The following is a 24,736-nucleotide window of genomic DNA, read 5'->3' as shown; positions in this document are numbered from 1 at the left end:
GATATGACGATCAATATTATAAAAAAACTATTCGCCGATGGTAGCATTGGAACCAATAACAAAACAGTTCGCGAGACTTGGCTCAAATCAACGCTAGAAAAGATACCTAAGGGCCTATCCATTCTAGATGCCGGCGCTGGTGAATTGCAATACAAAAAATTCTGTCAGCATCTCAAATATACTTCTCAGGACTTCGCTAAGTATGATGGTAGAGGCAACGAATCAGCCCTACAACCAGGTAGCTGGGACAACTCCAAATTAGATATCGTTAGTGACATTGGTTCAATACCAAGGCCAGACAAATCCTTTGACACCGTAATGTGCGTTGAGGTTCTGGAACATATCCCTTATCCCAACGAAGCTTTCAAAGAATTCTCTCGCCTACTAAAATCTGGCGGCAAACTGATTATCACTGCCCCATTTTGCAGTCTATCTCACTTTACTCCTTACCATTTTGCGACTGGCTTCAATAAATACTTCTACGAGACTGTGCTCAAAGCTAACGGTTTTAAGGTATTAGAGATAATACCTAATGGAAACTACTATGAATATATTGCTCAAGAGATACGTCGTGTACCAAACATTGTTAGTAAATATTCCAATACTAAAGTAAGTATATTTGAAAAACTTTCGATCAAACTTATGTTGCGTTTACTCAACAAATACAACAAGAAAGATATCGGTTCCAAAGAATTACTATGCTTTGGATACCACGTTTTAGCGCAAAAGATTTAAATCCCACAGATGATCATCGTTAAACTACAAGGAGGTCTCGGTAATCAAATGTTCCAATATGCAATGGGACGTTCTTTGAGTATAAAAAATAATACGAAACTATTATTAGATACGAGAGAATACGACCGAAAGAATTTTCGGACTTACGAATTAGGAAATTTCTCAATCAACGCGAAAGTGGCAAATCTTATTGATAGATTAAATCCTTTCAATACACATGTTATAGGCTATTTCCAAAGTGAACAGTATTTTAAATCTATAGAAAAAATAATACGAAAAGAATTCCAACTAAAAAATATTAACGAAGAAAAGCTAAACCCCTATCTTTCAGAAATTAAAAATACTGAATCAGTTTCTCTCCACATACGACGAACTGACTACCTGGCAACAAAGAACCAAAAAGTTTACCTTCAAATTCCACTAGAATACTACTCAAAAGCAATAGAAAAAATTCGTACCACACTAGGTATAACAAATGATGTCTCGAGTAATAAATTAAAAGTATTTGTTTTTTCCGATGATATAGATTGGGTAAGAAATAACTTAAAGATACCTTTTGATATTCCAATCAAATTCGTATCTGGAAATGGTTTTTCTAATTCTGAAGAACTCTACCTTATGACTCAATGCAAACATAATATCACAGCAAACAGCACATTTAGTTGGTGGAGTGCTTGGTTAAATACAAACCCACAAAAAATCGTAACAACACCACAAAAATGGTTTGTTGAAAAAAATAAAGAAGAGACAGGTCTTATTCCTTCTAGTTGGATAAAACTATAATTCTTTGTCTAAAATCAACCAAAAACTATTTATCTCTCTGCATTATCTTATCTAGAACAGAACGTCCACCAATTAGATCTGTCTCAATTTGAATTGTAAAACATCCAGCCCTGTCCCCCACCTCAATATCGCTTTTGGAATCACCAATCATAAAACTTCTAGACATATCAATCTTATAATCATATTCAGCCTTAAATAAAAGTCCTGGGCTAGGTTTCCGGCACACGCAACCTTCAGATTCAAGATGCGGGCAATAATAGAAACCGTCGATATTCGTTCCGATAGTTTTGAGATCTTCGTTCATCTTTTTATGCAAATCCTCAATGAACTTTTCTGAAACCTTACCCTTAGCAATTCCCTGTTGATTACTGATAACAATAACCAAAAATCCCCGAGTTTTAAATTCTTTAATCAGATCTTGAGCCCCATCATTCCAAAAAAATTCGCTGAAATTCTTTACATAGTCATGTTCTCTAGGTTTTCTATTCAAGACGCCATCACGATCAATAAATATTGCCTTATTGGGAAACAATATTTTGTAATCTTCCCGAGCTTTCACTAAAGCTTCTGGGGAGCCAATATCAATATGATACCCCTGTAAATGGTATCCATAAATAAATTTGCCTTCATTCAAAAGTGCTGGAAAAATATCCTTACCAAAATCATAATCTCTATCACTAGGTATGAAAGAAAAAATCTCTGGTTCTACTATGTATATTCCCGCATTGCCAACATTTGTTGTTATTTCATGAGGCTGTGGCTTTTCTCTGAACCACAAGATCTTTTCTTCTTTATCCAAGCCAACTATACCTTTTGATCCTGGATTTTCCCATTCTTTGAGTGCAATAGTTGCAAGGCCTCCTTTCTTCTTATGATAATCGGAAAAATCTGAAACACTCAAATCAAACATGTTATCTCCATAAACAATCAAACAACTTTCATTGCCAACAAAATCTTTAAAATTTTTGAAACCGCTCGCAGTTTCAGATAAAGTTTTCTGATGCGAATAATGTATACGTGCACCAAATTTTGATCCATCACCGAAATAATCCACCACAACTTCAGGTAAATAAAATAAATTTATCCCTATATCTCTTATTCCATTTCCGACCAGCCATTCTATATGATGTTGAAGTAATGGCTTTCCCCCTATAGGAATCATCACTTTAGGGATCGTATTTGTTATAGGACGGAGTCTAGTACCAAGTCCTGCACATAAAATTACAGCTTTCATTGATTCTTATAAAAGTTTATTGCTTCTACAAGCCCATCATGTAAAGAATATTTTGGTCTCCATCCAACAGCTTTGTATATTGCACTCGTATCCGCAACAAGTTTCATCGGATCGCCTACACGTTCACCCAAATCAATAACCTCATTTCGTTTGACAATAATCTCGAATATTTCTTCCAATAGATCTGTCATAACTACCCCTGTACCAGAACCAACATTGAAGACGTTACAACCACCAAGATCAAGAACATCTATATGTGCTTGAGCAATATCTTTTACAAAGACGTAATCTCTAAGTTGACAACCTTTCCAATATACTTTAATGGGCTCATTCGCCAATATTTCCTTTATCCACATCGGTACCGCCCTCGTAGCAGGTATTTGCTCATCTCTTGGGCCATAAGCATTGAAATATCGCAATGAGGTACTCTCTATACCAAAACTATGGTAATAAGCTGATAACACAGCTTCAAAGGCTAACTTACTAGCCCCATAAGGTTGAAGTGGCTTTTTCATCTGATCTTCTTTTACTGGGACTTGTTCAGGCTCACCATATACAGAAGCTGAGGAAGAAAAGATAATTTTCTTTACTCCAATTTTACGCATAGAATCGAGCAACTTAACGCCATTGATTATATTATTTTCAAAATAAGATGCTGGGTCATCAATAGAAAATTTGATAATACTCGATGCTGCAAAGTGAAATACCGCATCAACTCCCAATAAAGCTTCTTCTAGTACCTTCTCATCTGCTATTGAAGCTTCATAAAATTTCGCTCTAGGGTCCAAAAATTTCTTAAACCCGAAAGACAAATCATCAATTACTCGAACCGAATACCCCTGATCACAAAGAAGTTCTACGGTATTGGATCCTATAAATCCAGCACCACCGGTTACCAAAATAGTCTTATTTTTTAACATTTTTGTATTATAACAAAGCTTGGAAATAAAGATAGAATAGTATAATATTGATTAATATGATAATCAGTAGAACCCCACTTCGTATAAGTTTCGCAGGAGGTGGATCTGATATGCCAGATTTTTATGAAAAACAGGAAGGTGCTGTTATCAGCACAGCAATCGATAAATACATCCATATTTTTTTACATCCAAACTTTTACACTGATAGATTATTAGTAAAATATTCCCAAACTGAAGAAGTTACTGACGCAAGAGATTTAAAAAACGATATATTCAGGACCATCCTCACTGATACAAAAATCACAGGGCTTGAAATTGCTAGTTCTGGAGATGTGCCAACAAAGACTGGACTGGGCTCATCAAGCGCTTTTGCGGTTGGTTTATACAACGCACTAAGTGCATATAAACACAAAAAGCTAACTCCCGAAGAACTTGCTTCTTATGCTTGTGATATAGAGATAAACAAACTCAGACATCCAATTGGAAAACAGGATCAGTATGCCTCAGCATATGGAGGTTTTAATTTTTATAGATTTCTTCCAAATAACAAGGTCATAGTGGAGCCCGTAAATATTTCTCCTAAGAAAAAGAAGGAACTAAATGAAAATCTTGTACTTTTTTACACCGGGATTACTCGTTCAGCCGATGATATCCTAGGCGAACAAAAGAATAATATAAAAAAATCCGGAGAAACTGTATCAACCCTACGAAAGATGACAGAACTTGCCCATGAAATGAGAAATGCCCTTGAAGACGATAGTATAGATAAATTCGGAGAATTACTACACAAAGGTTGGCTTCTAAAAAAGACAGTGGCTTCAACAATATCAAATAGTATTATTGATAAATACTATGAGATTGGACTTAAAAATGGTGCTTTGGGCGGCAAACTTCTAGGGGCTGGAGGTGGTGGTTGTCTCCTATTCTATTGTGAAAAGAAGAATCAAGAAAAACTAAAAGATGCTTTGAAAGATTTGCGTCATATTCCATTCTCTTTTACCAATAAAAAATCTGAGATCATTTTTAAGAATGAATAAAAAACAACCACAGTTGATAAGTGTTATTTTACCTGTTCATAACGGTGAACAATACGTCGGACAGGCTATACAAAGTATTTTAGATCAAACATACAAAAACTTTGAACTACTAATTTTAATCTCTGCAACTACAAACAAAGAAAGCCTAGATGTAATAAATTCATTCAATGACAATAGAATACGTCTTATATTTCGTACTGCTGATGATAATCTACCAAAAGCACTCAACTTAGGTATTAAAGAGGCCAAAGGAGAATATATCGCTAGAATGGATGCTGACGACATAAGTTTACCTAAGCGTCTAGAAAAACAGGTAGAATTTATGAATTCTCACCCCGAAGTTGGTCTATGCGGTTCATGGTGTAAATCGTTCGGATACGGTAAATCAACAGTAAATAAAGTTTATACAAATCCTGAAGATATTAGGGCTAGCCTTCTATTTAACACATCACTTATTCATCCTTCAGTAATGATAAAGAAAAGTCTATTCGATAAATTTTGTCTATCCTATAATGAAAACCTAAATCACGGTGAAGATTATGATCTTTGGAGCAGGTGCACTAATTTTTTCCACGTTGCTAATATTGATAAAGTATTATTGAAATACCGTATTCACGACAAAAGTACATCGCAAATTTTCAAAAAAGAAACATCCGATGTGGCCACAAATATTAGACTTCGATTATTAAATAAAATTGACCTAAAACCATCTGAAGAAGAAATTCGTCTCCATAATTCCATACTACCAAAAGAATATCAGACTATTAAATCTTTTATAGAAAAAGAGGATATTTGGTTATCGAAAATAATCTCACAAAATATAAAATCTAATATCTATAATAGTGACTCTCTAAATAAAATCGTCTACAAAAGATGGCGAACAATTTGTGGTTTTAATACCACTCAAGGACTGAAGACGTGGAAAGCGTTTAAAACATCACCACTCTATAAGTTAGTTACGAATAAAAAATCAATTGACAACATTAAGATACTGATAAAAAGTATACTAAAGATGTAGTTGGGCTGATTTCACCTCTAACCCCTCACAAACTCAACGATATTTTTTGCACGCTCCAACCAAGTACAACTGACAACTTTCTTAGAGGCATTCATTACGAGTTCACTTCCCTTATTTGGATTTGATTTCAATTCAAGAATTTTATTGGCTAAATCTTGACTTGATCCTGGTTCAAAAGAAATAGCACAACCAGCAAGCACCTCTTTCATTATAGGAAGATTTGAATATAAAACTGGTCTATTGCTAGCCAAATATTCATAAGCTTTCATAGGAAAACCGTACTTCCTAAAATGAGGCCGGTCAGGATAAGGTATAACCAAAACATCCATGGCCTTTTCATAAGCTGGCATACCGTCGGCTGGTACAACTGGCACAAAGACGATCCTGTCAGCAACGCCAGTATTCTTTGCTATAAGCTTATATTCTTCTATCTCATCTGGTTTACCACCAACAAAAACCATCTTTATATTATTATCTTCAATCAAAGATAAAGCATTTATCATAGTATCCAAACCTTTGGTCATTTTCATCGTCTTATAAAAGCCTATATAACCAACGATAAAAGCATCAACTGGTAAACCTAGACGATTTCTCAAAGAAGATACGGACTCTGTAACAGCATCAAACTTCAACAGATCAACTCCACCATAAGCAGTCAGGACATCTTTATTATCAACGCCAGAACTAGCAACCAACAAATCTTTCAAATGATCTGTGGTTGTAATCATTTTTGCACTATTTTTTGAAACAAACCTATCTCGCCAATTTTCAAACAACATATGCCAATCAGAAACAATCTTGTATTTCAAACCAAAAACTTTCTTCCAAAAAATGAGGATTGATAATAGATTGGCATCGTTGGAAAAAAATAATGTGTCTATATTATTTAGACCATCTTTCCAAATAAAATATGGCAACCATACAAAATATCTAATACCAAGACGTCTTATAGCTTTGAGTTCCAAACTCTTATAAGAAATATCTTTGAGCTCATCGGAAGTGTTGTCTGCCACTACAAGTAAAAAATCTTTTGACAAAATCTTCGTAAAAGCTTTGGCCATCTCTTTGACAAAAAAATGATCGGCCGTAGTCGCTGGGAATCTTTTTGAAGTTAGGTAAATCAGTTTCATGTTTAAAACGGTAGATTAAAATTGGAAAGGACGTAATTCATATTGAAGTTAACTACAATATACAAAATAAGTGGCAATATGAAAACCCACCAATATTTTTCCCATTTTTTGAACATAAACGAAGCGATAACAATAGCGGCTGGAACGGTAATAAATAATATCCTCTGAGTTATAGCTGGCCAAATAAAGACTGGGAGTATAGACAAAGAAACAGAGATAATAAAAACTCTAAGTCTATTATCTGCCACCAATTCCTTTCGATTATAAATAAAATAGAATATTCCACCTATAAACAAGAAAGCGAGAAAATTATACAAAGAACCAAGACTTTTTATGTATTCAATATACTTATGAGCATAAACGTAATGCTCTTGGTTAGAAGAGAGCCACGTAGCATAGGTGTAACCAAATTTTTTATAAACAACCAAATAAACTGGGATTGCAGGGACAAAGACTATCAAGGCTGGAACTAATCCTTTTTTTATAATCGTAATAAATTTTGGCCAATTTTCATAAGCTAATACAATAGCAATAGGTATAACTCCCAAAAAGGCATATTCCTTGAATAAACCTCCGAAACCAATAACAACGGCAGAATACAACAACATCTTTCTATCTCCAGTCTGGACGTATTTTAGGGTCAAATAGAGGGATAATAAGTAGAAAGCCCAACCTCCAATATCCATCAAATAAGCTAAACCAAACGAAATGACGGCGTAATTGGTAGCAAAGAAAAGTGAAGCAATAAAAGCTGTTTTATCACTTTCAAAGAGGGTCCGTATTATTTTATAAAAAATAATACTAGAAACAAAAAATAGTGTTATGTTTAGAAGAATCCAACCCAGTTCAACATTTCCAAATATTTTTGATAGCAAGATTATAAGTCCAAGACCATAAAAATTGGCTATCATCCTATTTGGAACAAAATCACTTGGAATATTTCCACCTTGGATAACCTTGATCGTATCTACATATGAAAAACCGTCACCAGCAACAACCGGCTTAAAAATGAATAAAGAAACAAAACATACAACAGAAATTACAATTACAAAAACCCAAAAGAATATTTTACTTTTGTCATTCGCCATGCTTCAATTATACGATGAAAACTCTTTCCATCATAATACCTTGCTTCAACGAGCAAGCTACTATTCATGAACTTCTACAAAGAGTTTTACAGGTATCATTACCGTCAAACTGGAAAAAAGAAATCGTGGTAGTTGACGATGGATCGCAAGATGATACTAGAAAGATTCTAGATGACTACAAGGATCGCTTGAAAATTATTTACCACACAAAAAACCAAGGAAAAGGTAGCGCCGTCAAAACAGGTATAGAAAACAGTTCTGGAGATTATATCTTGATACAAGACGCTGATCTAGAATATAACCCAAAAGAAATTCCTCTACTTATAAACGAACTCAACAAAGGTAAAGCCGACATTATATATGGATCAAGAAACATCCACCATGAAAAAAGAAAAGGTATGTATATTCCACGAGTTGGAGTCTGGTTCATAACAAAACAATTCAATATACTTTACGGTTCAAAATTGACCGACCTTTGGACTTGTTATAAACTCTTTCCGAAGAAAGCTGGTCACCTCTTTGTTTCGGGTAGATTTGAATCCGAACTAATATTCTCGACTAGCTTGGTCAAAAATAATTTCAAAATAGCAGAAGTACCAATATCTCATAATCCAAGAACTATTGAGAATGGTAAAAAGATAAAATACCGCGATGGTATCATCGGTATTTGGGTATTATTTATTCAACGATTCAAATGATTTCATGATAATATAATCAGCATATTAAATAAAAATTTTATGGAACACCGAAATAACACTAGAGAACATAGAGACATTTGGCAAAATATTTGGCTACATAAAAACAGACTGTCTTATTTTGTAGATTACGGACGTTTTGTCTACAACGGTTTCTTTCGTAAAATGTTGCGAAAGCATATCAACGGGCAAACGGAATTTCTAGAACTTGGTTGCGGTACTTCTACACTGACGATCTCTTTAGCAAAAGAAATGAAGGGTTTGGTAGGTTTAGATATTTCTCCAGAAGCTTTGAAAATATCGCAAGATTGCGCAAAAAAATATGGAGTTACAAATGCCAAATTCATTGACGGGAATTGTCTTGATGTCCCTTTTCAGGGGACATTTGATATAGTCTGGAGCCAAGGGCTCATGGAACATTTTGATAATCCACTACTCGTAGCAGAGCAACATTGGAAAGCTACAAAACTAGGTGGAACCACCCTCATCAGTGTTCCGTATAAATGGTCATATCTCACACCTTGGTACACTATTACTCGTCCAAAAATATTCCGCTCGCTATGGCCATGGACTGATCAAACATTCTTTTCTAAAAAAGAATTGATAAAGATAGGCAAAAAGATTACCCCATCTGCACGTGTATATCTACTACGACCATTTTTTCTTGGTATCGTAATATTGGAACTAAAGAAACCTATTTCTTAATCTTTTTCAAAATAGAATATTTGTAAAAGGTTTTGTCTAAACTATATTTTACAAACAGGCTCTGATCAAGTCCGCTCAATCTACCTGTAGTAATAACTACTTTATCGGTTATACCTTGACGTATAACATCCAATTCTTCAGTACCAATCTTCATACTTGGCGCTGGTTCTATATATTGATAATAATTACTACCATTCATAAAGATCGCAACTTCAGGAGTATCGTAAAAGAAAACGGATTCTTTTGAGGGTAACTTCTCAAAGTAATTTTGCCAATCAGCAGTCTTATTTGATCCATAAGCTTCAGCAACCCAAGAATTGAAGAGAACTTGATATATACCGAGAAATGTCAGTGGTATAAATACAATAGCCAAACCAAGCGTTACAAATTTCTTTTTCGTATTATCAAACCATGAAGTTGAAAATGTATTTAGTATGTAAGCTAAAGCTGATGGAAAGAAAATCAAAGAAATCACTTGAGCTGGATAAAGGTATCTAAAGATTCCTGATATTCTCAAATAAGCCAAAACACAGAGAACAGAAAAAGTGAAGGCTGTTATTTCCTCTGGAGAAATTTCTGAACGTCTCTTAAACTTAATTATCAAAGATACCAACCAGACAAACAATACCACCATAAGATATAGCGGGCCTACACTGGTAAATAGACTTTTAATACTATTAAAGACTATGCTAATAATACTAGAAACTTGATAGGGGTTGGCGTAGAAAGAAAAAATCTTCAAGAATGAATCTCCTGATTGGAACTGGGTTGTCAGCCAAATAATTATCGGTATCAACGTAGCTATTGAACCTAGATATAGATCAGACATCTTAATCTGCATAATTTTTCTACTGGAAAACAAACCAACAATAAGCGCTGGAATCAATATAAGAAAGAATGGTTTTGTAGCTACAGCCAAACCAACAAATAAACCAGCAAACACGATATATTTATTCCTTGATCCAAATTTTGTTCTAGCTAAATAAACAAACAATAAAGCTAAGACTAAAAACAACAATCCTGGTGTCTCACCTAATACACTTTTACCATTACCATATAAAGGTGGAAATGTAGACAATAAAATTGTAGAAATTATCGCTATATTTCTGCCATATAGTTTCTTTATGAGAAAATAACTAGAAATGATAAGACCTAAAATAAACAAAATCATAAGCAAACGTGCTGTGAAAATATCTATTCCAAAAATATTGAAAAATCCGGCCAAAGAATAAGTCAATGGAAAACCAACACTAAACTCCGAAACATGACGGATAATATCTGGAGAAAACCTAACTCCTACGATTCCATCTTGGACAAGGTTTACAGCATCCTGAATATACAAGCCTTCGTCATACCAGACAGGTGGACTCTCTTTTAAATGGAAAAGAGCAAACATAAAAGCACAGAGCACAGTAGAAATCAGTAAAGCTTTTTTCAAAACCTCTTTGAAATGTGACCATTTGAATGTTTTACGAGCCGCTATTCTCCAAGGGGTCAAAATTCCCTCTTTGATAATCCTTCCAGACATTTTTGATGTACCTACTATACGATCAACAAAAGTAATAGGAATTTCATTCCAACTTCTTCCAGCTTCAAGTAAAGTATTCTTGAATTCTATTTGATAAGAATAACCAGCACTAGCAATAGCAGGAATATTGATACCGTCCAAAGCAGTTCTCCTGAAGGCTACAAAACCAGCAGTAGAATCATTGATACCAAAACCAATAATAATCCTAGCATATAGATTGCCACCCATACTCAAAAAATTCCTATACATGCCCATACCCTTCATTCCACCACCGCCGCTCGTATATCTAGAACCAATACTCAAATCAACTTTTTGAAGCGAATCTAGAAGTTCTCTTATCTTCAAAGGATTATGAGAACCATCAGCATCCATCGTTATTACACTCCTAACATCACCCATTTTTTGGATTTTGATCAAAGTATCTTTATAAGCATCGCCTAGACCAGTCTTTGCTTTACGGACAATCAAACTCACCTTTGGATTGGATTTCATGATTGTAGAGACAATCTTTGCTGTTCCATCAGGTGAACTATCGTCAACTACCCATATTTCCAGCTCAGGATAAAGCCCACTAACTTTTTCAATTATTTTGCCTATGTTGTCTTTCTCGTTATAGGTCGGTATGATGATAATATCTCTATAGGCTTTCATATAAATCTTTAACCGTGTAATTATAATCATTTATGCCGAAACAACAAGCTCTCAAATCCGATAGACACGCTTCGGTTTTAACAAAGATCATTGGTCTATTACCACCCTCTATACCAGCAAAAATCTACCGTACAGCATCACTTGTACCAATTCTAAAAACAATTCTAAATAAGATCATCTTATCCAAGATCCCCCCACAGATAAATATCCAAGAAGGTACTATCATACTGGATCAAACTGATGTGGCAGTGTCAGGAACACTTGCTCTAGGAAGTTTTGAAGATACCGAGATAGAGCTATTCCGAAAATCACTGAAAAATGGTTTTACCGTAGTTGATATCGGTGCAAATATCGGATACTACACCATAATAGCTAGCGGACACATTGGATCAAACGGCAAAATATTCGCCTACGAACCAGAAAATAGAAACTACTCTTTTCTTCAAAAAAATATTGAGGTCAATAGACTTACAAATGTAAAAGCACAAAAAATTGGTTTGTCCGACAAAAAAGGTTCAAATACATTGTATCTAGATCCAAATAATAAAGGTCATCATTCTCTAGTCTATGACAAAGATAAACCAGGATTAACAATAGAATTGGATACTTTAGATAATTCTCTCAAACAATTTGGTTCGCCAAAGATAGATATTATAAAAATAGACATAGAAGGAGCTGAATTCTTGGCACTAGAAGGTATGCGAGAAACAATACAAAAAAGCCCTAACTTGATAATCTTCACTGAAGTCTATCCAAAAGCCATGGCCAGACTAGGTGGCAATGCTCAAAGATATCTTGAAAACCTAGCGGGACTTGGCTTTTCGCTTTCTCTAATAGATGAAAATAAAAAAGATATTCAACCAATAACAAATATAGAAGAATTTATTCAGACTTTCCCCAAAGGTGAATCATTCAAAAATATTTTTGCTGTCAAAAAATAACACGGGTACTACAAAAATTTCATCTTTTTTGAAGCGAAAACTGTCATCTTCAAGAGTAACCATCCATGTTTCCAACGACTTATGTTGGTCGTGCCATAGACACGTTCTCCATAATGAACTGGCATATCAATAATTTTCAAATTTAATTTTGCTGCACCAAACAGGAGATCAAAATCACCAAAAGGATCAAAATCACCGAAGAAAGTTCTGCCTTGTTTGATTTTTTCATAATCACTACGCCACAAGACTTTTGTACCACAAAGTGTATCTTTGAGTGGTTGTCCCAAAATCCAACTAAAAGCCAAACTGAAAAACTTATTTCCAAAGAAATTCAAAACTCGCATTGATTCCTTTTGCATAGGATAGACCAAACGAGACCCATTAATAAAATCCCCTTTATTACTGACGATAGCTTCATAGAATTTGACGACTTCATCAGCTGGAACTGTCATATCAGCATCATATATAGCGAGAATATCACCAGTTGCCATATCAAAACCTTTTCTGACAGCATCACCTTTTCCTTTTCCACTTTGTTTTGCAAACTTGATTTTCTTTGTCTTACCAAAAATCTTTACAACTCTTTGTATTTCAGAATAAGTGTTATCGGTTGAATTACCCTCAATAAAAATTATTTCTGTGAACGAACCTAATTCTGGCAATTCTCTAGCTATTTTTTCTATTGTTCCAGCTTCATTCCTAGCAGGGACAACAATAGATATAGATGGTTTATCACCTGTCTTTAATCCGGACTTTCTTGCAACAATATAATGAAAAAGACCAAGATGAGAAAATGGCCAAATATTCATCAAAAATTTATTACAAACGAATGATAGGATCGGAATATAAACAGGTAAAATCAATTTTGTACCAGATTTTATAACTTCAAAACCAGCCAAATAAGCAAAGTTTTTTAGATCTAACATTGAAAGCCAGTTCTGTTCTATAACGGCTTTTCTCAACCCCAAAGCAGAAGCAAGCCTCAAAATAGGCTCCCAAAGGGCATTATATTGAGTTATAACAACTCTTCCGTCATCTGTAAGCATTTTCTTGGTTCCCCTTAGGAACAACTCTATATCACGAATATTACCCAGAGTGTCAGAAGTGACCACATAATCATACTTAGAAGAATTTGAGAAAAGATTTGCCGTATCAAATTCATTCTGATTTAGATGAAGAACTTTTGCATTTACAGGTACAAGAAAAGAAACGAAGGAATCTAAATAATCGTAATAGTATCTTTTCCAAAAGTCTTTCTTCATAGTGATTATATACTATCAATAATCTTCTTACTGTCCAGACAATCATAAACTCTAGCGGTTATCTTTCCTGATCTAGATTCAAAAATAACATCACATTTAGCCAAGAACTTTCCATAGAAAATACTCTCACTTATATGTGGAATATCTACTACCAAATATTGCCCTTTGAAGTCAGCGAATACTTTACGATGATTACTCTCAAATTGTGGAGCGGCATAAAACCTCATATACCATTTCCCAGTTGGAGACAACTCACGAATACCAATACTGTTGTATGACATTACCTTCTTTATTGAATCAGTTTTGGTTATAAAAGAAACCGCTGTGGCGAGTAATTTTGTAGAATTTCCATTAATCTTTCCGAACATCAGTTCCTCTGCAAGAACAATGTTATAAACCAAACCAATAGCAATAAGAATAATTGCACAAGATTGTCTCCAATCTTTCTTTATAAGACCAACCAAACCCACTACTGCTGAAAAGATAAACGAGACTGCGATAAATAAGAAAGAAACGTAGAAGCCAATTGGACCAGAACCACCATTGAACGGGTTAAGGAAATTCCATTGACCATGCAAAACTCTAGAGAACCACTCTGTCTTTGGATACAAAGGCATTACAGCGTGAGGTAAGAAATTGATAGCAATGAGAATGACTGCGACAACAACCGAAATAATTATTGGTATTTTCAGACTCTTCAAAGAAGGTTTAAAATTCTTGAAAAGACTGGCAAAAATAGCTCCGGATATAACAGCGAGAGGTATCGTCGCAAATATCAAATATTTATCCAACACCCCCCTAGAGAAATCAAAGATGACGAAATAGAATAGAAAACCGACCAAAAGATATATGAAAAATATGCGCGTTTTTCTAAAAATCTCTTTTGATAAAAATAGTAATGGCACAATCAAAAGTGGAGAAAGATAATAAATCGCTTTTACTCCTTGAACAACTATTTGTGTATAATCCCTTCCAATATCAGGAACAAATTGATTGGCATGACCAAGCATAAAATCAATACTAAATGCAGGATAAATAGCTTGGATGACATAAAGAGCAACGACATAAATTATACCGAAACCACCCAGAGATCCAGCCAAGACCACCCATTTCTTCAAAGTTAAACTGCGCCAATTAGTCCAGACATAGTCCAATAAGAAAACTCCAACAACTAAAATGAAACTAAGTTTTATCAAAAATCCAGCAAGACATGACAAAAGAAGTAATATAAACCATTTACGCTTAGAATTATCCGCTGAAAGATTGGACTCATCGTAACAATATACTGCAAGCAAAAACAGCAAAGGCATCACTGGGCCATCAACATCAACCATTAGAGAACCCCAGATGCTATAAAAAACTACCGTAAAAAGAGATGCTGACAATAAAGCTGTTGTATTATCAAATCTTTTCCTCACAACAATATACAGAAGGACAAGCGTCATCGCAGAGAATAGTATTGGAAATAGTCTAAAATTATTTTCACCAAATATCGCATACCCAGCGACAAACCACATTTGCATCAAAGGCGGATGAGCAAAGAAAGCTCCAGCCGATTCAACACTTGAAGCCGAGGATACATTTTTCCATTCATCTTGATAATAAGATATGGAGACACCCGATATCCTTATCACAAAAAAGGTTAGTAATAATATAAGAATAACTCTCAATTCTTTTGAATAAGAAAATAATCTTGATTCTGGAATAATCATGGTTTTATCAAAATAGTCCTTCTAAAAATCAAAAACTGATAAACGAAATAATTTTCAATTGCAATCAAAATGCTTATCAAAATCTGAGCAGATAAATAATGAAGGCCAATATATTCAACACATAAATACAATAAACCAGCATTCAGACAAAGGTTAAAAGATGCCATCGTAAAATATATAATAGCCTGACGGTGCATACCCTCTTTTGACATATCTTGGAATGTCCAAAACTTCTGAAGAGTAAAACTAACAACAAAAGCAATAACGAAAGCCATTATTGCAGATGTTATATACCATATATCAAATACGTCAGTAAAAACATACAACAAAGCAATATTTACAAAAGTAGCTGTACCACCAGAAATCAAAAAGCGGACCAACTTCGTATGCGTTGGATATTTATCATTCAATTCTATATATTTTTTTATTGTCCAATCAACCATAAATATCTTATTTTTTTCTCAAAACCAAAAAATATTCCCGTCTGAAAAGTGGTGTGTAATAACCCAGAAAAGCGGAAATCAAATACATAACTCTGTTGGAATAATAATCACCTAAATAAAATACTCCGACCCATTCAAGGCTGGAAATCGGTTCAAATTCTTCCCTACTATCTTCGCGTAACAATTTTTTAACAGCACTTGGAGGATAAGGTCTGGTGTGACCGAAAGTTCCCCAAAATTTTCTGGTTATAACTTCGGAACTAAGTACCAACATACCGCCCCTTTTCAGAACTCTTGCAGATTCGCATAACATTCCGTGAGCGGTCTTAGGGATAAGATGTTCTATAACATTATGACAATGAGCCATTTCAAACTTCCCATCTTCATACGGGATCTTATCGGCACTAGCAACTTTGACCATAAAACCATCGCTAGCCAGTTTTTGGACCACAACTTCGTTCAGATCTACACCGTGTATCAATTTCTTATCAAATGCCAAAAATTGACCGCCACCACAACCAACATCAATAGTTCTTTTACCTTTGAAATAAAACTCGTAAATAAAATTTCGTCCTTTCATCTTCTCTCTTAAGAGATACCAAAAACTTGGAATGAGTTTACTCATGGGGATTATAATAGGTTAATTAGATAGTTTCTGCAATCTTGGAAGCGAGACTCGTCAAACTCTGTGTTTCAGCAAACTTAACACAATTGGAAATAATCTTCTTTTTACTCTCTTCTTCTAAAGACAAGACTTCGTCCAATTGCTTCACAACTTCTGATACTTCAATACTCTTTATACTCAACCTTCCATCAACCTGTTCTTTCAGATTATCATTGGTAGTCAAAGTCAAACATCCACAAGCCATTGCTTCAAATATAGTCTTATCATAAGCGCCACTAGGAGTCAGGTTAACAAATATTTCATGACTATTATAAATTTCTGGTGTTTTATAGTTCGGTACTCCACTCATAAATTTAAGCATGTTATTAAGACCAAGCTCTTTTGCTTTTGACTTTATCTCTTCAAAATATTGAGTATCTTTTGGTAAAGCATCTCCATATATATCAGCCGTAAAGATTATTCCGCTTTTTTTCAACATACCTAAAGCTTCAACAAAAATATGAACATTCTTTATCTTTGCTATTCTTCCTAGAAATAGAATGGAATTTTTTATCTTAGGTTTAGAATTATCAACCTTGAATTTATTCATATCTATACCTACAGGCATAAGCGTCGTTTTCTTGTATTTTGCTGTATAAGAATATTTTGATGTACAGAAAACTTTATTACAAAAGATTGAAGCTATGTCTGTCATGGTATTTCCATGAGGATGATTGCGCCACATGAAAACCTTCTTTCCCATTATTCTCCACAACCAACCAGCCAAGACGACATATTCTTCGTTCATGTGAACAAAGACAGCATCATAACGATTGGAATATCTCAAAGAAAAATAGAACAATAAAAAAATATACTTGGCCTTACTTTGCCACTTTTCCTTACCAAGTGATAAAACAGCAACATTTCCAGGTAATTCATATTTACCTTTTGATAAACAAATAACAACGACCGCTTTGAAGCGTCTTGAAAATTCTTCTATCCAGCCATGAAAAAAACCCAATACTGGATCCTCTCTATCTACTTTTTGGGTTATTATCAGTAATCTCATAATTCGTCTGCTACCTAATCTTGGAAACAATCACATCTGCAACTTCCTTAGTATTATATCCTACGATCGTCGCATTCATTTCTTTTGCTATTCCTACGTCAGTAGAGACAATCTTACACCCGACAGCATTGGCTTCAACTAGAGTCATACCGTAACCTTCAAATAATGAAGTGACCAAAAACAGATCAGCTGTTTTGTAATATGAAGCTAGAATATTTTTATCTACCCATTTTTCCATAAAAATATTCTTATTTAATCCCAACTTTGAGATTAATGTTTTGAGTTTAGATCCTTCGGAGCCACTACCGACTATGATCAAACCAACTGTTGGATTGATTTTAATAATTTCTGACCAAGACCTAATAGCCAATTCAATATTTTTTTCTTTTTCCAATCGTGAAGCCATCAGGACTATCTTTGTAAATTGTGGATATTTTTTATGCAAATCAACAGTAATCGGTGCATTTTTAATAAATTCCGTATCTACAACTATCGGACGGACTTCTATTAAAGTCTTATCGCAGGCGCAATTATCACCGCAACATTTACAACTATTACCTGTTTCGCACCTACAATCACCGCAACAATCTTTATTGGAAAGAATCACCTCAACATATTTTTTAATTCTCTCTGAAACGACCCTTATTTTATCCGCTTCCAGCAAATATTTTTTTGCCATCATAAGTCGGATCTTATTGGTAATAGTACGAGCAAAATATGGACTACCGATATCCGTATGAATCTGAATCTCCAGTGGAATATTAAACTTCTTTTTAAGAGATACGCCGACCATTGCTGTCAGAGAAGAATCTTGGCAAGTTATTTCACTGATTTTATGTTCAGTAATAATCTGACGACCAAGCTTGATGGCGTCAAATGGGTACAAAAACTTTGAATATGATTCTGTTGAATAGATCCAGCAGTTAGGGGAGATTTTCAAATTCGCATCTGATACCCCCCGGGGGTATCGATTAAAGACGACAATGTGTACTTCGTCCCAATTCTTAGCGTATTCAATCTGGCGCGCACGAACTTCGCTCTTCTCATCAAAGATTAATCTGTCGGTCGAAATCATTAATAATCGTTTTTGATTCACGGTATTATTCAACGAGAAAAGTGTATAACTTATTCAAGGTATTTTCAATAGAAAACATCTTTGACTTAATTTTAGCCTGCATGATAATAGACGATCTAAATTGTTCATCATTAACAATTTTCAAGATTGAATCACTCAAAGCTTTTTTATCATCAGGTGCAACAAGTATTCCCTCCTCACCATTTTCAACAATTTCAGAAATATTTCCTATATCCGTAGAGATAACTGGCGTACCAGCGTGCATTGCCTCAACTATTTGGAATGAGAAACTCTCAAATGACGTATTTAGCACAAACACATCTGAAGCTACCAAATATGAAAAGACTTTCTCACGAGGGACTGCTCCAGTGAGAAAAACCACTTCATCAAGACCTCTTTCAGAGATATATTTCTTCAAAGATTCCTTATCTGGACCAGTACCAACAATATACAGACGATATTGTGAAGAAACCTTTTGCAAATCCCCGACAACATCTATCAGACCGAAAAAGCCTTTCCATGGTACAAGTCTTCCAATAGTTACTAAAACTTTTGTATCACTAGGAATCGCAAGCACTTTTCGTGCATCTTCTTTACTTTGAGTCACCGGCAACATATCAATTCCATTATAAATATGGAAAACTCTTTTTTGCTTTTTATTCCATCCAGCTACCAAATCCCTAAAATAGATACTAGGTGTAAATACTGTATCCGCTCTACCAACGACAAACCTCTGGATCATTCGCAAAAAACTTGTCTTTGCACCATATTTCTTTTTTTGAAAATCATCAATATTATCTTTGATACCATATCTTTGTACAGCTTGTTCCCAAGCATAATCACCAGCTACACGTATAAAGAATTTTTTACGCATGATGAAAGTTGTCAACCATGATGGAAAGCCGACCGAAACTGGATCTTGTGCAAAGATTATATCTACATCACGACCCCTAATCATTGCTTTACAAAAAAAGACTAGATGTCTGATAACTTTTGGTAAATAACGAACTTCTCCAAAGGTCAAAATTTTAACTTGAATTCCCTTCTCCGGTAATTTTTCTCGAAGCAATTGTGAATATGTAGCAGGCCCTCCAATATCAGGTGGGTATATTCCGGTTGCTATTAAAATTTTCATAATTTAAGTCTAGCAGAATTAAGCTTATTTTTCATTTCTTGACGAGAGACTTCAACTGTAGAAACTGATAGAAAAATCTCCTTCATCTTTTCTACGACAGTGTCCCACTGGTAATGTTTCTTCACCATCTCCTTCGCTTGTCTCACAATATATTCTCTTGATTCTCTATCTTTGATTATCTTATCAACTTTCTGAGCAATACTTCTTGGATTATTAACTTCACACAAAAGTCCCGTTTCACCATCTTTCAGAAAATCTACAATACCACCAACTGGTGTTGCTATAACAGGAATGCCTACAGCCATGGCTTCAATAAAAGAGTTACCAAAACCTTCAGATAGAGATGGTCTGATGAAGACGTCACTTATATGTAAATACTTCGGCATTTCAGCATGTGGTACAAATCCCAAAAATTTGACGCGGTACTCTAATTTTAAATCAACAACTTGCTTCTTGAGATTTTTTTCTTCATAACCAGTGCCGAGAATCAAAAATTTTATATTACCTGGAAGATACTCCAGAGCTTGAATTATGTCATTCACGGCATTTTTTATCACCAACCTAGATGTGGTTATTAGAAAAACATCATCCTCTTTTTTACCAAGTTTATTTTTTAATTGACTAGCTTCTTCTACAGAAATATCTTTTGAGAATAATTCATAATCAACAGCGTTTGGTACGACGGTCACTGGACATCTTGCGCCCATATCTTTTGCCCAATTTGCCAAATATTTTGAAATGGTTTGGATATGGTCGGCACGTTCAAAGATCATTTTGAAAAGTGGATAGAAAATCCCAACCCTTCTACGAATATGATCAAATGAATCCCCTTCTTGTAAAGTTAAGATAAATGGTACTTTTGGATTTTTCTTTTTAAAGAAAAGTGCAGAAAATCCAGCATAATTGGCCATGATGGACCAGATGGCATCATATTTATTTTTCTTATGTAATTCTAAAGCTTTGAAATATGCCAGGAATATAAATAAATATTTTGAAAATGGAAATATCTTTGAACCAACTCGATAGATATTAACATTACCAATACGTTCAAAAGCTGGTGAATGCTTGCGCAAAGTTACCATATCAAATTCCACATCTTCCGGAGAAATCCTATCTGTTATCTCTTTTATGGCAACTTCTGCCCCACCAATAAGACGAGGATAATATACGAGAGAAAATATGAGTATGCGCCTTGGCTTCATACCTTCATAATTCCATAAATTTAGTCATCTTTCAAGACCTTCTTTAATAGATCTTCTGGAACTTCTTTTGGCACTTCTTTTGCAGGAATTGATGCTGGTGAAATATTAGTTGGAGGAACAGGTTTGACAATTCCAACATTCACAGGTTTTTGTTGCGGAACAACTGAATCCTTTTTTTCAATATTAGTTTTACCTAGAGCAGCTGACAAAGCATCTTTCAGACTATTAACATTCTTTGGTGTTGGGACCTTGGGATCATTTCTAGGAGCATGCCTTGCCGCTAATGTATGCAAGGAGACTGGCTTTGTATGATCTTCCAAAGGATGATGCGAATTTATTGAAGGCATTGACGGAGAAGGTTTTGATTGTGGAGGTTTTGACACTTGTTGAATTGGAGCACTTACAGATTTAGGGGCACTTGAATTAGTTATGGACTTTGAAGAAGTAACGGCCGGCTCTGGATTTGAGGCTGACACAACAGATTGAGAGACATTTGAATTAACCGCCGAATTAACAACTGGCGACTTTGAAACGTTTGAATTAACTACAGTATTAATAGTTGGCGGTTTAGGAATATTTTCTACAGCTTTAATAGGAACCACTTCTTTATTTACAGGGTTTGAATTTGGCACCACCTTAATCGTAGCCGACTCCTTATTTACAGGACTTGGAATCGTACTGGGTATAGAGGTTTTAACCGTTGGAACAGTCTTAGTAACTGGAGGCTTTGCAACAGGATTATGAAAAGCCATAACTATCTGCTCAACTTCAGCTCTAGGTCTAGCAAATTGTTCACGAGAAGCAGATATGATCTCTTTTACATAAGAAACTTCTGGATGAGCAATAGGTGGTAAAGTCGTGGCAGAAAACGGCTGTGAAGAAAGTCCATCAATCATCAATTTGAGATATATTTGAGCAAAACCTAGATTGACCAAATCTTCAAGAACAAAGATTGGTGCGAATTCTTTTTCCAAAGCTTCAGCATCAGTGGCGCCTACACGAAAAGCAATCATTGTTCCGACGTTACCAAAGACGGCTGGACGAACTATCTCGTCCATCTGTTCTATATACTGATGAGCAATAGTTAGATTGAGTTTATATTTTCTAGCTTCAGAGAGAATATCTGCAAAAGAAGCATTAGCGAAGTTTTGAAATTCGTCAACAAAAAGATAGAAATTTGGCAACATCTTTGCTGTCCTATCTGGAACATCAGCACGTGACATAGCTGCAAGATAAATCTTGGTTACAAGAAGTCCGCCCAAGAGTTTCATATTTTCATCACCGATTCTTCCCTTTGAAAGGTTGATGATGATGATTTTCTTTTTGTCCATTGCTTCACGGAAATCAAAAGAAGAATGTTCCTGACCGATCATATTTCGGATCAAGGGATTGGCAGTGAATTGTCCAACTTTATTTTGAATAGCTGGTACAGCTTCTGCAGCCTGACGTTCGGTATAACTAGCAAACTCTTTATTCCAAAATGTTTTGACCGACGGATCTTGAACATGCGAAACAATCTCTTTACGATATTCTTTATCAGACAACATCCTGTTTACTCCGAGTAAAGTAGAACCAGGTGCTTCAAGTAAGGCCAAAAGAGTATTGGTCAAAATATATTCCATTCTGGCAGACCAAGCATCCTCCCAAATCTTTTTGAAAGTACTCATAAGACCAGAGGCTACCAAGTGTCTCTTTTGAGGATCTACACTTTCAAGAACATTAAATGAAATAGGGTAATCCGTATCAAATGGTGCAATATATATAACATCACGAATACGTTCCTTTGGAACATACTCCAGCAACAAATCTGCAGTCTTTCCGTGTGGATCTATAAAGCACATACCTTCGTGACCCATGATATCCTGCACGGCCATATTCTCTAGCATTGTAGACTTTCCCATACCAGTCTTTCCGATCACATAGACATGACGAGTACGATCCTTGGCTTTGATGCCAAATTTGACCCGTTTATTACGGGCATCAGTTTCTCCGAAATAGGTTATTCTATTCTCGTCCATACTCACCAAATTATATCACAAAAAGATTTTATGAACGGCAACATTATATCGCACAACATTTCTGGTAAAAAAAGACCCGACGTTCCTCATACGTCGGGTTGATTTGGTCACCCAGAACCTCTAGGTAACCCCTGTGCTCATACGTTGCATACTACGGCTGGTAAAAAACCCTCTCGCCACACGACCATCCGTCTCATTATCAACAAACTTTTTCAGAGATTCCTCATTACTGAAACTACCTCCATCACGAAGAAACTTCTGAACCCTTGTACCATGACGACCGTCAATCGAAAACATCACCTTTTTTCCATTGACGCCGACAGGAACTCTGCACGTACATGATAATGACATAACTAATTTTCCTCCACACACCACGATCATCTGCCGTTTCAATTATTTAATTAAAAAATCACCTACTCCAAATAGGTAACCTTAAACAATCGTGCATACTTTCATAGTGCGTCTGATGAAGAATAGTACCACAGTTGTAGAAGAAAGCAATGGTTGTCATTCCTGCCGAAGCTTATCCGCGAAGGCGGGAATGACACAACAATAATTACTTCCCCAACAAAGATTTTTTATTATAAACACTTCCAGCATTCCAGAGCATCCAACTATCCAATCCAGAATCGTAAGTCGCTTGTATCTGAGCACGGACCATAGCTGGAGTATATACAGCACCGAGGTCAAAGGCTTGAAGCCAAGGACGAATCTTTGAAGAAGGAGCCATCACTGCATTTGCCTTCAAAATACCTTGATCCATAGAATTCTTTATAACCTCATAAGGGTGGTCTGCTGGCTTAGTGTAATTCAAATATCCAGAAGAAAAATGAGATGGATAAACCATTGGAGAGACATAATCAAAATACATCAAAGCATCTGAAAGGTTCTGGCCAATGCCGAGGTCATCATCAGAACTAGTCGTGAGCCCAAAGAGGTCTGCTGACAAAGGGATGCTACTGGTCGCAAACTGTTCTCGCAAATACAAGAAAAAGGATTTCATTACTTCTTGTCTAGTCCTACCATCACTCCAAGAATAAACTATATCTTTCATATTACCGTCTGAAGGGTACCTTATATAATCAAAATTGAGCTCATCAAAACCAACAGCGTAAGATTCTTTGCCGATAGTTACCAAATATTCCCAAACTGGTTCTGCTCCAGCATCAAGCCACTTCACCCCCTTGTAATCCTGCCAGATCTTTCCTTCCCCATTTCTAACTGCCAATTCTGGATGAACATTTATCAAATACGAATCTTGAAAAGAAGAAATCCTAGCGATCACATAGACTCCTTTATCATGAAGTTTACCGATGAATTCTTTTATATCTGGTATACGTTTTTCCACTGCACCACTTTTCTTTATCTCTGGATTGTCCATAGGAAAACTGATACGGCCAGAATAATCTTTTACATCAATAACTACAGAATTTATCTCCGTATTATCAACAAGGTCAAAGAGTTCTTTTCTAAACTTTTGATTACCCGCTGCCCAACTAGTCATATATACAGCTTTGACAGCTTTTGGCGTTGATACATGTGTAACTACAAAAGGTGCAGGTAATACATCTGTAACAGAAGCAGTCAAACTATCGGTCTCTAGATTTTCAAGACCAAGAGAATAATCAATCCTATCTTTTGGCAAAAGCCAGAGTATGAGAAGACCCAAAGCAACAATGAGTAAAGCACCTATCATGATGGCAAATACTCTTGTTGCTCCATTATCTTGCCATAGTCTCATTTAGAATTTC

The 24,736-nt window shown here is 35.4% G+C and carries 23 protein-coding genes; 7 read left to right on the top strand and 16 right to left on the bottom strand.

Annotated elements, in window-relative coordinates; genetic code table 11:
- Positions 1-3: 3 nt before the first annotated feature.
- Both WCS89_03235 and WCS89_03230 read left to right on the top strand, forming a co-directional pair.
- A complete protein-coding gene (locus tag WCS89_03235; protein ID MFA6554497.1) occupies positions 4-735 on the top strand; it encodes a methyltransferase domain-containing protein in 732 nt (243 codons plus the stop codon).
- Between the two features lie 9 nt (positions 736-744).
- Entirely contained in the window at positions 745-1,518 is a 774-nt protein-coding gene (locus tag WCS89_03230) for an alpha-1,2-fucosyltransferase (GenBank protein MFA6554496.1), read from the top strand.
- Positions 1,519-1,543: 25 nt separating this feature from the next.
- Here the strand turns inward: WCS89_03230 and WCS89_03225 are convergent, their stop codons facing one another.
- Positions 1,544-2,752, bottom strand: coding sequence for an HAD-IIIA family hydrolase (locus WCS89_03225; protein MFA6554495.1), 1,209 nt, complete (start codon positions 2,750-2,752; stop codon positions 1,544-1,546).
- Entirely contained in the window at positions 2,749-3,672 is a 924-nt protein-coding gene (locus tag WCS89_03220; protein MFA6554494.1) for an NAD-dependent epimerase/dehydratase family protein, read from the bottom strand. Before WCS89_03220 ends, WCS89_03225 begins: the two co-directional genes overlap by 4 nt.
- 56 nt (positions 3,673-3,728) lie before the next feature.
- Between WCS89_03220 and WCS89_03215 the strand changes: the two genes are divergently transcribed.
- On the top strand, positions 3,729-4,709 hold the full coding sequence (locus tag WCS89_03215; GenBank protein MFA6554493.1) for a GHMP kinase: 981 nt from the start codon (positions 3,729-3,731) through the stop codon (positions 4,707-4,709).
- On the top strand, positions 4,702-5,727 hold the full coding sequence (locus WCS89_03210) for a glycosyltransferase (GenBank protein ID MFA6554492.1): 1,026 nt from the start codon (positions 4,702-4,704) through the stop codon (positions 5,725-5,727). The genes WCS89_03215 and WCS89_03210 overlap by 8 nt, the downstream gene beginning before the upstream one ends.
- Positions 5,728-5,744: 17 nt before the next feature.
- On the opposite strand, the gene WCS89_03205 is transcribed toward WCS89_03210, so the two are convergent.
- A complete protein-coding gene (locus WCS89_03205; GenBank protein ID MFA6554491.1) occupies positions 5,745-6,857 on the bottom strand; it encodes a glycosyltransferase family 4 protein in 1,113 nt (370 codons plus the stop codon).
- Between the two features lie 2 nt (positions 6,858-6,859).
- Complete coding sequence (locus WCS89_03200; GenBank protein ID MFA6554490.1) at positions 6,860-7,945, bottom strand: glycosyltransferase family 39 protein; 1,086 nt, start codon at positions 7,943-7,945, stop codon at positions 6,860-6,862.
- A gap of 14 nt (positions 7,946-7,959) precedes the next feature.
- Between WCS89_03200 and WCS89_03195 the strand changes: the two genes are divergently transcribed.
- Both WCS89_03195 and WCS89_03190 read left to right on the top strand, forming a co-directional pair.
- Positions 7,960-8,643 (top strand): glycosyltransferase family 2 protein, encoded by a 684-nt coding sequence (locus WCS89_03195; GenBank protein ID MFA6554489.1) that lies wholly within the window; start codon positions 7,960-7,962, stop codon positions 8,641-8,643.
- 39 nt (positions 8,644-8,682) lie between these two features.
- Positions 8,683-9,345 (top strand): class I SAM-dependent methyltransferase, encoded by a 663-nt coding sequence (locus tag WCS89_03190; protein ID MFA6554488.1) that lies wholly within the window; start codon positions 8,683-8,685, stop codon positions 9,343-9,345.
- Here the strand turns inward: WCS89_03190 and WCS89_03185 are convergent.
- Positions 9,335-11,524, bottom strand: a complete 2,190-nt coding sequence (locus WCS89_03185; protein ID MFA6554487.1) for a glycosyltransferase — start codon at positions 11,522-11,524, stop codon at positions 9,335-9,337. The genes WCS89_03190 and WCS89_03185 overlap by 11 nt on opposite strands.
- 32 nt (positions 11,525-11,556) lie before the next feature.
- Here WCS89_03185 and WCS89_03180 point away from each other — a divergent pair, with 32 nt between their 5' ends.
- A complete protein-coding gene (locus tag WCS89_03180) occupies positions 11,557-12,465 on the top strand; it encodes an FkbM family methyltransferase (protein ID MFA6554486.1) in 909 nt (302 codons plus the stop codon).
- Between the two features lie 8 nt (positions 12,466-12,473).
- On the opposite strand, the gene WCS89_03175 is transcribed toward WCS89_03180, so the two are convergent.
- From WCS89_03175 to WCS89_03125, 11 genes are all read right to left on the bottom strand, one after another.
- Positions 12,474-13,727: a glycosyltransferase gene (locus WCS89_03175; GenBank protein ID MFA6554485.1), complete on the bottom strand. Its 1,254-nt coding sequence runs from the start codon at positions 13,725-13,727 to the stop codon at positions 12,474-12,476.
- Positions 13,728-13,732: 5 nt separating this feature from the next.
- Positions 13,733-15,439: a glycosyltransferase family 39 protein gene (locus tag WCS89_03170; GenBank protein ID MFA6554484.1), complete on the bottom strand. Its 1,707-nt coding sequence runs from the start codon at positions 15,437-15,439 to the stop codon at positions 13,733-13,735.
- A complete protein-coding gene (locus WCS89_03165) occupies positions 15,436-15,882 on the bottom strand; it encodes a GtrA family protein (GenBank protein MFA6554483.1) in 447 nt (148 codons plus the stop codon). The genes WCS89_03170 and WCS89_03165 overlap by 4 nt, the downstream gene beginning before the upstream one ends.
- Positions 15,883-15,889: 7 nt before the next feature.
- On the bottom strand, positions 15,890-16,507 hold the full coding sequence (locus tag WCS89_03160; GenBank protein MFA6554482.1) for a class I SAM-dependent methyltransferase: 618 nt from the start codon (positions 16,505-16,507) through the stop codon (positions 15,890-15,892).
- A 19-nt stretch (positions 16,508-16,526) separates the two neighbouring features.
- Complete coding sequence (locus WCS89_03155; protein ID MFA6554481.1) at positions 16,527-17,555, bottom strand: glycosyltransferase; 1,029 nt, start codon at positions 17,553-17,555, stop codon at positions 16,527-16,529.
- 10 nt (positions 17,556-17,565) lie between these two features.
- Positions 17,566-18,630: a glycosyltransferase gene (locus WCS89_03150; GenBank protein MFA6554480.1), complete on the bottom strand. Its 1,065-nt coding sequence runs from the start codon at positions 18,628-18,630 to the stop codon at positions 17,566-17,568.
- Between the two features lie 25 nt (positions 18,631-18,655).
- Complete coding sequence (locus WCS89_03145; GenBank protein ID MFA6554479.1) at positions 18,656-19,765, bottom strand: glycosyltransferase family 4 protein; 1,110 nt, start codon at positions 19,763-19,765, stop codon at positions 18,656-18,658.
- Positions 19,762-20,967 (bottom strand): glycosyltransferase family 4 protein, encoded by a 1,206-nt coding sequence (locus WCS89_03140; GenBank protein MFA6554478.1) that lies wholly within the window; start codon positions 20,965-20,967, stop codon positions 19,762-19,764. Before WCS89_03140 ends, WCS89_03145 begins: the two co-directional genes overlap by 4 nt.
- Positions 20,968-20,987: 20 nt before the next feature.
- Positions 20,988-22,985 (bottom strand): type IV secretion system DNA-binding domain-containing protein, encoded by a 1,998-nt coding sequence (locus WCS89_03135; protein MFA6554477.1) that lies wholly within the window; start codon positions 22,983-22,985, stop codon positions 20,988-20,990.
- A gap of 120 nt (positions 22,986-23,105) precedes the next feature.
- Positions 23,106-23,336, bottom strand: coding sequence for a hypothetical protein (locus WCS89_03130; protein MFA6554476.1), 231 nt, complete (start codon positions 23,334-23,336; stop codon positions 23,106-23,108).
- A 205-nt stretch (positions 23,337-23,541) separates the two neighbouring features.
- Entirely contained in the window at positions 23,542-24,726 is a 1,185-nt protein-coding gene (locus tag WCS89_03125) for a putative glycoside hydrolase (GenBank protein ID MFA6554475.1), read from the bottom strand.
- Positions 24,727-24,736: the final 10 nt, after the last annotated feature.

The sequence above is a fragment of the Candidatus Paceibacterota bacterium genome (genome assembly GCA_041666915.1).
Classification (GTDB): domain Bacteria; phylum Patescibacteriota; class Minisyncoccia; order Phycocordibacterales; family PALSA-1337; genus C7867-002.
The sequence above is the reverse complement of the archived record's forward strand: the minus strand, read 5'-3'. Positions and strand labels throughout refer to the sequence as shown.